Source organism: Ottowia thiooxydans DSM 14619 (genome assembly GCF_000422885.1).
GTDB classification, from domain to species: domain Bacteria; phylum Pseudomonadota; class Gammaproteobacteria; order Burkholderiales; family Burkholderiaceae_C; genus Ottowia; species Ottowia thiooxydans.
On sequence record NZ_AUGX01000023.1, the window covers coordinates 62,156 to 75,013 of the forward strand.

Annotated in this window: 12 protein-coding genes and 1 pseudogene; 10 read left to right on the plus strand and 3 right to left on the minus strand. The window is 56.3% G+C overall.

Annotation, left to right across the window (positions count from 1 at the left end):
* Positions 1-342: 342 nt before the first annotated feature.
* On the plus strand, positions 343-1,173 hold the full coding sequence (locus tag G518_RS40040) for a hypothetical protein (RefSeq protein ID WP_156909444.1): 831 nt from the start codon (positions 343-345) through the stop codon (positions 1,171-1,173).
* 305 nt (positions 1,174-1,478) lie between these two features.
* On the opposite strand, the pseudogene G518_RS35650 reads toward G518_RS40040, so the two are convergent.
* Positions 1,479-1,805, minus strand: a pseudogene (locus G518_RS35650) (enoyl-CoA hydratase-related protein); the annotation flags it as partial.
* Positions 1,806-1,849: 44 nt separating this feature from the next.
* On the minus strand, positions 1,850-2,017 hold the full coding sequence (locus G518_RS41055) for a hypothetical protein (protein WP_245598003.1): 168 nt from the start codon (positions 2,015-2,017) through the stop codon (positions 1,850-1,852).
* Between the two features lie 187 nt (positions 2,018-2,204).
* Here G518_RS41055 and G518_RS0117555 point away from each other — a divergent pair, with 187 nt between their 5' ends.
* Positions 2,205-3,032, plus strand: coding sequence for a hypothetical protein (locus tag G518_RS0117555; RefSeq protein WP_028603671.1), 828 nt, complete (start codon positions 2,205-2,207; stop codon positions 3,030-3,032).
* Positions 3,033-3,194: 162 nt separating this feature from the next.
* Here the strand turns inward: G518_RS0117555 and G518_RS0117560 are convergent, their stop codons facing one another.
* On the minus strand, positions 3,195-3,974 hold the full coding sequence (locus G518_RS0117560; protein WP_028603672.1) for an enoyl-CoA hydratase: 780 nt from the start codon (positions 3,972-3,974) through the stop codon (positions 3,195-3,197).
* Between the two features lie 150 nt (positions 3,975-4,124).
* Here G518_RS0117560 and G518_RS0117565 point away from each other — a divergent pair, with 150 nt between their 5' ends.
* The 8 genes from G518_RS0117565 to G518_RS0117600 all read left to right on the plus strand — a co-directional run bounded on the left by G518_RS0117565 (position 4,125) and on the right by G518_RS0117600 (position 12,812).
* Positions 4,125-4,925, plus strand: coding sequence for an enoyl-CoA hydratase-related protein (locus G518_RS0117565; RefSeq protein WP_051236935.1), 801 nt, complete (start codon positions 4,125-4,127; stop codon positions 4,923-4,925).
* Positions 4,925-5,410, plus strand: a complete 486-nt coding sequence (gene paaI, locus G518_RS0117570) for a hydroxyphenylacetyl-CoA thioesterase PaaI (protein WP_028603674.1) — start codon at positions 4,925-4,927, stop codon at positions 5,408-5,410. Before G518_RS0117565 ends, paaI begins: the two co-directional genes overlap by 1 nt.
* Positions 5,407-6,702, plus strand: a complete 1,296-nt coding sequence (gene paaK / locus G518_RS0117575; protein WP_028603675.1) for a phenylacetate--CoA ligase PaaK — start codon at positions 5,407-5,409, stop codon at positions 6,700-6,702. The genes paaI and paaK overlap by 4 nt, the downstream gene beginning before the upstream one ends.
* A gap of 136 nt (positions 6,703-6,838) precedes the next feature.
* Positions 6,839-7,786: a transaldolase gene (gene tal, locus G518_RS0117580; protein WP_028603676.1), complete on the plus strand. Its 948-nt coding sequence runs from the start codon at positions 6,839-6,841 to the stop codon at positions 7,784-7,786.
* Complete coding sequence (gene pgi, locus G518_RS0117585; protein WP_028603677.1) at positions 7,786-9,360, plus strand: glucose-6-phosphate isomerase; 1,575 nt, start codon at positions 7,786-7,788, stop codon at positions 9,358-9,360. The genes tal and pgi overlap by 1 nt, the downstream gene beginning before the upstream one ends.
* Positions 9,361-9,668: 308 nt before the next feature.
* Positions 9,669-11,318 (plus strand): glycosyltransferase family 39 protein, encoded by a 1,650-nt coding sequence (locus G518_RS0117590; protein WP_169457962.1) that lies wholly within the window; start codon positions 9,669-9,671, stop codon positions 11,316-11,318.
* Positions 11,315-11,689, plus strand: a complete 375-nt coding sequence (locus tag G518_RS0117595) for an SMR family transporter (protein WP_028603679.1) — start codon at positions 11,315-11,317, stop codon at positions 11,687-11,689. The genes G518_RS0117590 and G518_RS0117595 overlap by 4 nt, the downstream gene beginning before the upstream one ends.
* Positions 11,690-11,702: 13 nt before the next feature.
* Positions 11,703-12,812, plus strand: a complete 1,110-nt coding sequence (locus G518_RS0117600) for a DegT/DnrJ/EryC1/StrS family aminotransferase (protein WP_028603680.1) — start codon at positions 11,703-11,705, stop codon at positions 12,810-12,812.
* Positions 12,813-12,858 lie beyond the last annotated feature (46 nt).

Genomic DNA, 12,858 nt, shown 5'->3' on the forward strand with positions numbered 1-12,858 from the left:
TAGAGACGCGCGCGTCATCTTATGCTGGGTGCACGTGGGTAGTGGCGCCTTAGTGTAGTTCGCGGATAGAGCGGCTGCCCCTGAACTCGCGGATCGTTACAGCCCGATCAAGTATCGACTAGGGAACGGTTCTTGGCGGTTCTGGAGCGCAAGCCTCCAATCCAGTGAAAACTCTAAGAAGCGTTGGGTGACCCCGCCCAAGGCTCACATCGCCGTTGAACTGATTGCTTCTTGTTGACAGGCAGTTGCTTATGCATCAGTATAGGAATACTGCTTAAACTAATGTCGTCATTAAAAATGAGAACTAAGTTTCTATATTTTTAAATCAGATCAGGAGAGTGTATGGGCATTGAATCTAAAATTATTTGTTCTCTGGCTTTTGGTCTTTCAGCGATAAGCTGTGCGGCTGCAGCGCCTCAAACAGGAACTTGGCTGATTGCGAATGGGCAAAACGCCTATGGTGGCGATATTATAAATATCGATGCACAAAACAATAAGCTATTTGTTATATTTGCCGTTGGGGCGGTTCCAAATAATACCTATTTCCTTTATGGACGAGGGACTATAGACGATAGTAATGTTGTTTTAGACCTAACATCCTCCAAAGACTCGTCTGTCAAAAGAGTCACAGGAAGTTTCAATACCAGTACAACCGGGGTTTTGAATTTCCCGGGTGTGGGTCAGCGCTCAGTGTATCGGGTAAAGCTTGAAGATGAATCAAACCCGGTAAATATGATGGGGGTTTGGAATTTTAGTCATATTCCCGGGGAAAGTGATACTGGGGTGGCTCAATATCGAGAGTTCAATTCGGTTATTCCAGGAACCGTTGAAGGCTCCGGCATTGCCTTGGATCGTACGCAAAAATTTGGATGCGAATATAAGTTGCGTGGAGAGTTTCAAGGACATGTCGTCTGCATAGATATGGCCAATCCATCTGTCTCTGCTGGATATATTTTAAAGCGAAGTGCAAATGAATTGGCTGGATACTATATTCAAAACGATAGTTATCGTGGTAGGGGATATGGGCAAAGACTCGTGGCGTCCGACGGGGAAACGATTTTGATTCTCAAGCAGGGGGGTGAAGCACAAAATCTAATGCGGTCTGCCATGGAGAATTTTTCATACAACTACGGAAGTATGGTGAAAAATTTAATTTTGAAGGAAGCTAAGTAAGTTTTCCGATTTTTTTGCATGACCCTGTCGGTCAAGGTTCAGTGGTAAAAAAATCGATAGAAGCACCAAAAAAATAAATTCAATCCGCAAATTAAAATACTCCGAGGATTATTTTTAGTAACCGCAGGCGTATTTTTATAAATTAAATCGGCGAGCCGTTGACAAGTGCTGCTGATTCCAGTGATTGTTTTTTGCGGTACTGGCGTGCGATTTTTCTATCGCGGGGAAATTAATTTTCTCAATTCACAAATTGCTGAACGTGCCCAAACATCGGTCTCCTGGGGCTCGGTCGTTCTGGAAGCAGCTTACCGATGAGTGAGCGGCACCTTGCGCTTGTTTGCAAAAGCGCCCGTTCCTTCTTTCTGAACGCTACCGGCAAATAGAGGCCGGAATCGGCGGTCTTCTAAAGCACGATTCACACTTTTCGTGCCAGCCATGACGGCGAGGTGGCCGTAATCGCATATCGTCAGGCCCGCACCCAGGGCTTCTTCCATCAGCTTTTCCAGCGACACCACACGGCTGGCTAAACCGGCGCGCTCGGCTTTTTCCGCATTCATCATGCGGCCGGTGAGCACCAGGTCCATGGCTTTGGATTTGCTTATTGGGCGGGGCAGGCGCTGCGCGCCAGAGGCCTTTCTGTGCTGGATTTCTGTCTCGGGCACCATCGCAACGGGTGTCACAACCAGATTTTGAGCGCCATGTGCTCCCAGGTCGGAGATTCCTTGACGGAAGTCAATTCGAACTGGCAGCGCATGAAGATCATGGAGGATGCACCGGAGACCCATTGACAGACATTGCTCTCAGCGCTTCTGCCGTTGTTGTCAGGGTCTTCTTGTGTTGACAAATGTATATTTATGTATCATTGTGAAAATGCACGGACGGGAGAGTGAGCCTGAAAATAGAAAAAATAGAAATCAAGGCTCTCGGGTGCGCATTTTGGCTTTGAGTTAAAACGATAAAAGGAGAGGGCTAGGATTAATCTTTTGGCGAAAACATATTTGCTATCCGACGTAATTTAATAGAGGAGCTTCATGAAAATTAAATCAATACTTGCTTGTTCGGCGATCTTTGCGTTATCTGCTGCTAATTTTGCCGTAGCCGCACCTCAGACTGGGACATGGCTGATGGCTAATGGGCAAAATGCCTACGGCGGCGAAATTATAAATATTGACGCCCAAAACAATAAATTGTTTGTCATTTTTGCCGTTGGAGAAGTTCCAAACAATACGTATTTTCTGTATGGGTCGGGTGCTATTAACGGGGACAATGTTGAGGTGGAGCTTACTTCCTCAAAAGACCTGTCTAAAAGACTAGTCACTGGGTCCTTCAATACAAGTACTACTGGCATTCTGAATTTTCCAGGGGTGGGGGCTCGCACAATATATCGTGTGAAGCTAGATGACGAATCAAGTCCAGTCAGTATGATGGGGCTTTGGAATTTTAATAATATCAGTTATTCAACAGGCAAAGGGAGCGCTCAGGTTAGACTTTTTAATTCAGTTGCCCCGGCAACCGTCAATGGCAACGGATTTGCGGTGGACGATACTTTGAAGTTTGGCTGCGAGTATCAAGTAAAGGGAGATTTACAAGGCCTGCTTCTTTGCGCTGACGTTACTATTTCTTCATTGCCGAAAGTCTATGCTTTTAAGCGAAGTGCAAATGAAGCCGGTGGAATTTACTCTCAAGATGGCGTTAATACTCAACTGGCCTTGGCGCAGCGGCTTGACACGTCAGATGGAAAAACGCCATTGATCTTGAAACAGGGCGGCGATCATCAAAAAATTCTTGCTTCCGCTATTCAAAACTTTGTGAATAGACATGGCGCCGAAACGAGCAAATTGCTACTAAAGAAGAATTAGAGCAGCGAGTCCGGGGTGCGTGAGCGTGAACGCGGTCATACGCGTTCCCAGCGGACCCAGTCTGGCGGGACAGCAAAATGCCCACGATCGTGAAAACGAGCGTGGGCATTTCTTCTTGTCGAGGATGTCTGTCCAGAGGCATCCTCCTGATCCAGTAACCGCTTACCGGTGAGTGAACTGCCCCTTGCGCTTGTTCACGAAGGCGTCCATGCCTTCTTTCTGGTCGCTGGTGGCAAACAAAGCGTGGAACAAGCGGCGTTCGAACATCACGCCGTCATTCAAGCTGCCTTCAAAGGCGCGGTTTACGCTTTCCTTGGCGGCCATGACGGCGAGTTGGCCATAGTCGCAAATCATCAGGGCCGCACCAAGAGCTTCTTCCATCAGCTTGTCCAGCGGCACCACACGGCTGGCCAAGCCGGCGCGTTCGGCTTCTTCGGCATTCATCATGCGGCCGGTGAGCACCAGGTCCATGGCTTTGGATTTGCCCACTGCGCGGGGCAGGCGTTGTGTGCCGCCTGCGCCAGGGATCACGCCCAGTTTGATCTCGGGTTGACCAAACTTGGCGTTGTCTGCGGCGATGATGAAATCACACATCATGGCCAGCTCGCAGCCTCCGCCCAGGGCGAAGCCGCTGACGGCCGCAATGACTGGCTTGCGGATGGAGCGGATGGTTTCCCAATCACGCGTGATGTAGTCATCACGATAGACGTCCGCAAAACTGTAGGTGGCCATGGCGCCAATGTCAGCCCCGGCAGCAAAGGCTTTTTCGCTTCCAGTCACGATCATGCAGCCAATGGCTTCGTCTGCATCAAAAGCCTTGAGCGCTTGGCCCAATTCCACCATCAACTGGCTGTTCAGCGCATTCAGCTGCTTGGGGCGGTTCAGAGTGACGATGCCGACTTTTCCGCCTTCTGTGCGGACTTCAATGAATTCATAGGCCAAGGGGTATCTCCTGCTTGTTCTGAAAGGTTGTTCTTGCGGCTTGGGGCGTGTTTAAGTCCCACGCGCAGGGATAACTATAGCGATCAACAGGTCGGGTTACCCGACCACTCGGTTGGTTAATGGTAAATTGGCGTCTGAAGGAGACAAAAAATGACCAACCCGGAACCCTGCGTCCTGTACGAAACAGATGGCCCAGTCGCCATTCTTACGCTTAACCGCCCTCAGGCGCTTAACAGTTTTACCCGGAAGATGCATAGCGACCTTTGGGCCGCTCTGGATCGCGTGGAGGCTGATGAATCGATTCGAGCCCTAGTGATCACAGGGGCCGGCAGGGGGTTTTGTGCGGGGGCTGATCTATCGGAGTTCGATTTCCGCGAGGGGCCGGACATCATGCATCGCGCCGATCCCGGCCCGGTGATTGATGAGGCTTTTAACCCCACCACGCGCCGTCTGGTGGATGTTCGCGTACCTACCATCTGCGCGGTCAATGGCGTGGCTGCGGGGGCCGGCGCTTCGTTGGTCATGGTGTGCGATGTCGCCATTGCCGCGCCCGGGGCAGGGTTCATTCAGGCCTTCAGCAAGATTGGCCTCGTGCCCGACAGCGGCGGCACCTGGTTGCTGCCGCAGCGCATAGGTTTGGCGCGTGCAATGGGCTTGGCGCTGACAGGCGACAAGCTGTCTGCTGCCGATGCCAAAGCCATGGGCATGATCTGGGATGTGCAGGAAGATGCCCTGGGCGCAGCCAAGGCCATGGCGCAGCGTCTGGCAGCCATGCCCACCAAGGCGCTGGTGGCAACCCGCCATCTTTTGCGAAACGCGCATACACATACTCTTCATGAGCAACTGGATCTGGAGCGAGATGTGCAGTCGCGTTTGGGTTTCACTCATGATTACATTGAGGGCGTAACTGCCTTCCTGCAAAAGCGCGCACCGCAGTTCAAGGGGCAATGATGACTACGCAGTCCTCTGTAGCGCCGGGTCAGGCGCAGGATTTGGCGCGCCAGGTTGGTGAAGCCATGTTTTCAGCCGATGTGGCGTCTAAAGACACCATGCGCATGGAGCTTCTGGCCTGTGAGCCAGGCCGAGCCCTGATGCGAATGGAGGTGCGGGCAGCGCACCTGAACGGCCATCAAATCTGCCACGGCGGGTTTATTTTTACGCTGGCCGATTCCACGTTCGCCTTTGCGTGCAACAGCCGCAACCAGAACACCGTGGCGGCTGGTTGCTCGATCGAATTTCTCAAGCCTGCGCATGAAGGTGACATGCTCACCTGCGAAGGCATTGAGCAGGTCCAAAGCGGCCGCCATGGCATCTACGACATGCGCGTTACCAACCAGAAGGGCCAGACCGTGGCTCTTTTTCGCGGCAAGAGCGCGCAAATTGCCGGCACAGTGATTCCCACCGATGAAGTGAAACCCGAAGAGGCCAAAAAATGAAAAGCTTTCCGCTAGAGCCGATAGAGAAGGCCAGCATTGACGAGCTGCGCTCCTTGCAGCTTGAACGCTTGCGCTGGTCGCTCAAGCATGCCTACGAGAACTCGCCTGTGTACAAGGCCAAGTTCGATGCGGCGGGCGTTCATCCGGACGATTGCAAGACGCTGGCAGACCTTGCCAAATTCCCGTTCACCACCAAGTCCGATCTGCGTGACAACTACCCCTTTGGGATGTTCGCCGTGCCGCGTGATCAGGTGGTGCGTATTCATGCCAGCAGCGGCACCACCGGCAAACCCACAGTGGTGGGCTACACGGCCAAGGACATTGATACCTGGGCGGGCGTGGTGGCCCGCTCCATCCGCGCGGCCGGTGCCAGGCCGGGTGATATGGCGCATATCAGCTATGGCTATGGGCTTTTCACCGGAGGCATGGGCGCTCACTATGGTGCAGAGAAGCTCGGCCTCACAGTGGTACCTTTCGGTGGTGGGCAGACCGAGAAGCAAATTCAGCTGATCCAGGATTTCAAGCCCAACATCATCATGGTCACACCCAGCTATATGCTGGCCATTGCCGATGAGATTGAACGGATGGGCCTGGATCCCAAGTCCACCTCTTTGCGCATCGGGATTTTCGGGGCCGAACCGTGGACCAACGAGATGCGTAATGCCATTGAGGTGCGCATGAACATCGACGCGGTGGATATCTATGGCCTCTCCGAGGTCATGGGGCCAGGCGTTGCCAGCGAATGCGTGGAAACCAAGGATGGCCCCACGATCTGGGAAGACCATTTCTATCCAGAGATCATCGACCCAGATACCGGGGAGCCGGTGGCTGATGGCGAGCAGGGTGAGCTGGTTTTCACCAGCTTGACCAAGGAAGCCCTGCCCATCATTCGCTATCGCACCCGCGATCTCACGCGCCTGCTACCCGGCACCGCGCGCACCATGCGTCGCATGGAAAAAATCACTGGCCGCAGCGATGACATGATGATCATCCGGGGGGTCAATGTGTTTCCAACGCAAATTGAGGAACTGATTCTCAAGCGCCCCGAGCTTTCGCCGCATTACCAATGCGTGTTGACGCGCGAAGGTCCCATGGACAACCTCAAGGTGGCGATCGAAACCGCACCCGGCGTGGACCCGGAAAGCATAGAAGCCCGCGCCGCTGCCAAGCAACTGCAATACGAGATCAAAATCTATGTGGGCAGCAGTGTGGAGATCGATCTGAGGGGAGAAGGCGGCATCGAGCGCAGCGTAGGCAAGGCGCGGCGGGTGGTGGATCTGCGCAAGAAGTAAGTCTCAGGAGTCTGCTTTTTGCCACAGATGGGCCTGCCATGCCGCTGGGCTGGCGCGTCTTTCTATCTGCAGGGTGAATCACGGTACGGTCGCATGCGCCGCGAATGACCCTGCTTCCTCGTCGATAATCGCCCCCATGAATCAGCTAGACGCGCTCAAACAGCTCACCACCGTGGTTGCCGATACCGGCGATTTCATGCAACTGGCGCAGTTTCAGCCACAAGACGCCACCACCAACCCTTCCTTGATCCTCAAGGCGGTCCAAAAGACCGATTACGCGCCGCTCTTGAAAGAGACCGTGGCTGCGAATCGCGGGCGGCCGCTGGATGAGGTCGTTGACCGCTTGCTGGTCCGCTTTGGTTGCGAAATTCTTTCCATGGTGCCTGGCCGGGTCTCCACGGAGGTCGATGCGCGCCTTTCCTTCGACGAAGACGCCACCTACACGCGCGCTGAGCGGCTGATTGAGCTGTATTCGGCGGCGGGCATTTCACCGGACCGTGTGCTGATCAAGATCGCCGCGACCTGGGAGGGTATCCGCGCGGCTGAACGACTGGAGCGGCGTGGTATTCACTGCAACTTGACCTTGCTGTTTGGATTTTGCCAAGCGGTGGCCTGCGGTCATGCGGGTGTCCAACTGATCTCGCCATTCGTCGGTCGCATCTACGATTGGTACAAAAAATCCGCCGGAACCGCATGGGATGAAGCCACTATGGCCGGCGCGAACGATCCAGGCGTGCAATCTGTGCGCCGAATTTTTGAGTACTACAAGCGTCACGGTATCGCCACCGAAGTCATGGGGGCGAGCTTTCGCAACCCAGGCCAGATCACCGCGCTGGCTGGTTGTGATCTTCTCACCATCAGCCCCGAGTTGCTGGCGCAACTTTCAAGCAGCAGCGCCCCCCTGGCGCGCGCGCTGGACGCGGAGGCTGCGCGCTCGCTGGATATACCAGCCGTGCAGTTCGAAGAGGCTGCTTTCCGCCTTGCCCTCAATCAGGACGCCATGGCCACTGAGAAGCTGGCTGAAGGCATCCGCGCTTTTATTCAAGATGCGGAGAAGCTTGAAGCGTTGATGCTGGTGGCCTGATGGACTGGAAAACCCGCCCGCGTTGTGACGAAACGGCCGCTTGGCCGCTATTGCAAGCGCATGCGCGCCACTTTCTCAAGGGCGCGGAGCCGTTTGATCTGCGCACGGCCTTCGTCGCGGATGAACAGCGATTTGAGCGCTTCAGTCAACAAGCACCTTACGTCTTTGCTGATCTCTCCAAGAACCTGATTGATGCCCGGGCGCAGGAGTTGCTGCTGCAACTGGCGCGTGAGTGCGGGTTCGAGGACCATCGCCAAGCGCTGTTGACCGGCGAGGAAGTCAACACCGCAGAGCAACGCGCCGCATGGCATACGCTGCTGCGGGAGCCGTACTCCCCTGGGCGAGAAGACGCTTCGCAGGGCCTCAGGGAAGAAGTCGCTACTTCTCTGGCGGACATGTTGGCATTCGCGGAGGCTGTGCGTGCTGATGCAAGCATCACGGATGTGGTGAACATCGGTATCGGCGGGTCTGATCTTGGTCCCCGCATGGCGGCGCAGACGCTGCGCGCGGCTGGCGTCACAAGCGGGCCGCGCGTGCACTTTGTGGCCAACGGAGATGGGCACGAGATATCTGAGTTGCTGCCTGCCCTGGATGCGGCGCACACGCTGTTCATCGTGGTCTCCAAGACCTTTGGCACTGCTGAAACCTTGCTGAATGCCAAGGCGGCACGCCAATGGTTTTTAGCGCAAGGCGGCACCGACGTGGCTCGGCATTTCGTTGGTGTAACCTGCAACGTAGAGGCTGCCAGCCAGTTCGGAATCAGCCGGGTGTTCAGCATCTGGGATTGGGTAGGCGGGCGCTATTCTTTGTGGTCAGCGGTGGGATTGCCTCTGGCCATTGCCATTGGCAGCGAAGGTTTTCGCGCTTTGCTGGCGGGCGCTTCGGCGATGGATCAGCATTTCGCCAGTGCTCCAATCGAAACCAATCTTCCCCTGCGTCTGGCGCTGCTGGATGTATGGCAGTGCGATTTCCTTGGCCTTCGCAGCCGCTGTGTGGCTCCATATCACCACGGCTTGCGCCGGCTGCCGGCCTATTTGCAGCAGTTGGAGATGGAAAGCAACGGCAAGGGGGTGGACGCAAGCGGCCGCGCTCTGTCATTTTCCACCTCACCCGTGGTGTGGGGAGAAGCGGGTAGTAACGGGCAACATGCGTTTTTCCAGATGCTGCACCAGGGACCAGAAGTGATTCCGGTCGAATTCATCGCTGTGAGAGAGCCCGCCCACAGCTTGCAAGACCAGCACCGCAGCTTGCTTGCAAATGCCCTGGCGCAGGCGCGCGCATTGATGATTGGGCAAACCAGTGCCTGCGGCCACCGGAATTTCCCGGGAAATCGGCCCAGCACATTCCTGCTGTTGGAGCGCATGGATCCCACCACCCTGGGGGCACTGCTGGCGCTGTACGAGCACCGTGTGTTCAGCAGCGGCTCGCTATGGGGCATCAACAGTTTTGACCAATGGGGCGTGGAACTCGGTAAAACCATTGCTGCCGACCTGGCTCCCCGCCTTGCTTCAGGCGATGCGGCCGGGCTGGATGCCTCCACTGCGGGCTTGTTGGCGCGCTTACGCCCATCGTGAACACGAAAACGCAAGAGACTTGGGGCTTCCAAAGCTGAAAATCAGCCCCAGCAGGCATTGTTTTCTTCAGATTTACAGGCCGGTGGGCGAACATGACGCAAAAAGCTGGTAAAAAAGCGGGCCGCTGCGACCAATTTTGCCGCCAGCAACTCCCCAGACTGGCCATTTGATCGCGGATGGATCTTCTAGATCCGCTGCTGCACCCTCCTTGTTTGCAACCGTTGAACCCCCACGGAGCCTCTCCCTTAACACTCATGCACCCTGATAGCCAAGCCTCGGCCGCGCGCCGGACTATGACTTCCCTCCCCGTGAGCCGATCAACGGCACTGGCATGCTGGATCGTGCTGGCACTCATCTGGTTCGTTCCATTGGGCTGGCGGGCGCTGTTCAGCCCAGACGAAGGACGTTACGCCTCCATTGGCCTTGCCATGTTGCAAAGCGGCGACTGGATCACGCCTCGCCTGAACGGCCTGCTTTACTTTGAAAAACCTATTTTTCAGTACTGGGTCACCGCCGCCAGCCTGGGCGTGTTCGGTATCAATGAATTCGCGGCCCGTTTCTGGCCGGCCCTGAGTGGTTTTCTCACCATCGTCGCGGTCTGGTTTACCGCACGCAGGCTATGGGGATCGCTGAGCGGTGCCTACGCCGCTCTGTTGGCCGCTGGAATGACCTGGATCAGTGCCAACAGCCACTTCCTCACGCTGGACATGGGGCTGACATTCTTTCAGGCCCTGAGTCTGTGCGCCTTTTTGATTGCCCAGAACGACGATGCCGACGCGCGCGAGCGCCGCAACGCCATGTGGGTGTGCTGGGCTGCCATGGCCGGGGCTACTTTGTCCAAGGGGCTAGTGGGCATTGTCATTCCCGGTGCCACGCTGGTGCTATACAGCCTGTTGCAGCGCCAGTTTGGCTTCTGGCGCCGTATGCACTGGGGCTCAGGGCTGTTTATCTATTTCCTGCTTGCAGCGCCCTGGTTTATTGCTGTTTCGCTGAAAAACCCCGGGTTTTTCGATTTCTTCTTCATTCGCGAGCATTTCCGGCGCTTTCTGACAGATGAAGCCCGGCGCACCGGTGAAGCTTGGTATTTTGTGCCGGTACTGTTGCTTGGCGCATTGCCCTGGACGACCATGCTGCCGCAGTGGCTATGGCGCGGCACCCGGCGTGAGGTTTCGGAGACGTTCCAGCCCGCTCGCCTGCTGGTGATCTGGTCGGTCTTCATCTTCGCGTTCTTCAGCGTCTCACGTTCCAAACTGCCGTCTTACATCTTGCCGATGTTCCCGGCCTTGGCGCTCCTGGGGGCTTATTGGCTCCCACGTGCAGATCCGCGCCGCCTTCGCTGGCACCTGATAGCGCCCGCCGGGTTCTGGCTGGTGGCCGTAGGGGCCTGGTTCTCCACTGATATGTTCGTGTCAGAAACGCAACCGCTGGCCGTGGTGCAGCCCTTCATGGATATGTTGGCGGGCTCTGCGGTGGTTTCCCTGCTCGCTTTCGGCGCGGCTTGGTGGCTGCTGGGGCGTGGACGTAAGCTTTTCGCCGTTGTGCTGGTCTCGCTTGCCAGTGTTCTGGGTGTGTCAACGGTCATGCTGGGTCATGACCATTACGCGTTCCAAATGCGCAGCAGCAAGAACGTGGCCGCTATCTTGCAGCCGTATGTGGGCTCCGAAGTACCGGTGTTCGCTGTTCGCTTTTACGACCAAAGCCTTCCGTTCTACCTGCGCCGCCCGGTCGTACTGGTGGACTACAGAGATGAGTTCACCTACGGGCAAGACGCCGAACCCGCGCTCTGGATCCCCACACTGGAAGGTTTTGTAGAGCGCTGGCAGTCCTCCCCCCGCGCCGCCGCTGTGATGCCGCCTGACACCTATGAAGAGATGCAGAAGCGCCAGTTGCCTATGCGCTTGGTGTATGAAGATCCGCGGCGCAGAGTGGTTGTCAAACCTGAAGAAACCAAACCATGAAGCTGACCGAATTCGCGCTGATTCTTGTGGGTGTGCTGCTCAATGCGGCGGCGCAGTTGCTGCTGAAAGCCGGCGTGCGGCAGATCGGCGAATTCAACTTCACGCCAGCCAATGTGTTGCCGGTTGGTTGGCAACTGGCCTCCAACCTGCCCATCATCGGCGGGCTTAGCTGCTACGTCATCAGCGTGGTGGTGTGGATACTGGCACTTTCTCGCGTGGAGGTGAGCGTGGCCTACCCCATGCTCTCAATTGGCTACGTGGTGAACGCTGCCCTGGCGTGGTGGCTTTTTGGTGAGGCCGTGGGGCCACAGCGCTTGCTGGGTATTGCAGTCATCATCATTGGCGTCATATTGGTAGCACGCAGCGCCTGATCAGAAATACATCATGGACTTTCTTCCCTTTACCCGGCCCTCCATCGACGAGGCCACCATCGCAGAGGTTGCAGAGGTACTGCGTTCTGGCTGGATCACCACCGGTCCACGCGCACGTGCGTTCGAAGCCGCGCTTTCTGAACACGTGGGTGGACGCCCGGTGCGCACCATGAGTTCGGCCACTGCCGCGCTTGAAATTGCGCTGCGTGTGGCTGGTATTGGCCCCGGAGACGAAGTCATCACCACCAGCCTGACCTGGGTGGCCACGGCCAATGTGGTGCTCACCGTAGGCGCTACGCCGGTGTTCGTGGATGTACGCGCGGATACCCGCAACATTGATGTGGATCTCATCGAAGCGGCCATTACGCCGCGCACCCGAGCCATCATTCCGGTCGATTTGGCGGGCCTGCCGGTTGACCGTGAACGCCTCTACGCCATCGCACGCCGTCACAACCTGCGCGTGATCGAAGACGCGGCCCAATCCATGGGCGCCAACTGGGCGGGGCAACGAATCGGCACCACGGGCGACTTGGTCGTGTTCAGCTTTCACGCCAACAAGAATATGACCAGCGGCGAGGGCGGCTGCCTGGTGCTGAACGACGAGGCAGAAGCCAAGCTGTGCGAAAAGCTGCGCCTGCAGGGCGTGACACGCCACGCTGACGGCGGCATGGATGTCGATGTGCTGGGCGGCAAGAGCAACATGACCGATATTGCCGCTGCTATTGGCCTTGGCCAAATGCGGCGTTTGGACGAGTTCAACGCACGCCGCCGAGAACTGGCTAAGCGTTACTTCGAGTATTTCGACAAAAGCCTGGGCTTCGATCTGCCGCTGCCTGATTTCGAGCAAAGCAACTGGCATATGTTCCAGCCTTTGCTGCCGAAAGATGCTGTCATGACACGGGGCGCCTTCATTGACGCCATGCGCGCTGAAGGGTTTGGTGTGGGCGTGCATTACCCCGCCATGCACTTGTTTACCTTCTTCCGTGCCATGGGCTTCGCCGAAGGCGATTTCCCCGTCGCCGAGGATGTAGGCCGCCGCACCGTCACACTTCCACTGTTTCCCGCCATGCGCGATGAGGATGTTCAACGCGTCTGCAACGTAGTTTCAAAAATCTGGAAGTAAGACTGGCGATCCCCTTTTTCTCCTGCGAAAGAGGGCAATGATGATG

What these genes read in the sequence shown, in the direction of transcription:
- G518_RS40040 (WP_156909444.1), top strand. Translation starts at nt 343, where the DNA reads ATGGGCATTGAATCTAAAATTATTTGTTCTCTGGCTTTTGGTCTTTCA.
- G518_RS0117565 (WP_051236935.1), top strand. Translation starts at nt 4,125, where the DNA reads ATGACCAACCCGGAACCCTGCGTCCTGTACGAAACAGATGGCCCAGTC.
- G518_RS0117595 (WP_028603679.1), top strand. Translation starts at nt 11,315, where the DNA reads ATGAAGCTGACCGAATTCGCGCTGATTCTTGTGGGTGTGCTGCTCAAT.
- G518_RS0117600 (WP_028603680.1), top strand. Translation starts at nt 11,703, where the DNA reads ATGGACTTTCTTCCCTTTACCCGGCCCTCCATCGACGAGGCCACCATC.
- pgi (WP_028603677.1), top strand. Translation starts at nt 7,786, where the DNA reads ATGGACTGGAAAACCCGCCCGCGTTGTGACGAAACGGCCGCTTGGCCG.
- paaK (WP_028603675.1), top strand. Translation starts at nt 5,407, where the DNA reads ATGAAAAGCTTTCCGCTAGAGCCGATAGAGAAGGCCAGCATTGACGAG.
- tal (WP_028603676.1), top strand. Translation starts at nt 6,839, where the DNA reads ATGAATCAGCTAGACGCGCTCAAACAGCTCACCACCGTGGTTGCCGAT.
- G518_RS0117555 (WP_028603671.1), top strand. Translation starts at nt 2,205, where the DNA reads ATGAAAATTAAATCAATACTTGCTTGTTCGGCGATCTTTGCGTTATCT.
- paaI (WP_028603674.1), top strand. Translation starts at nt 4,925, where the DNA reads ATGACTACGCAGTCCTCTGTAGCGCCGGGTCAGGCGCAGGATTTGGCG.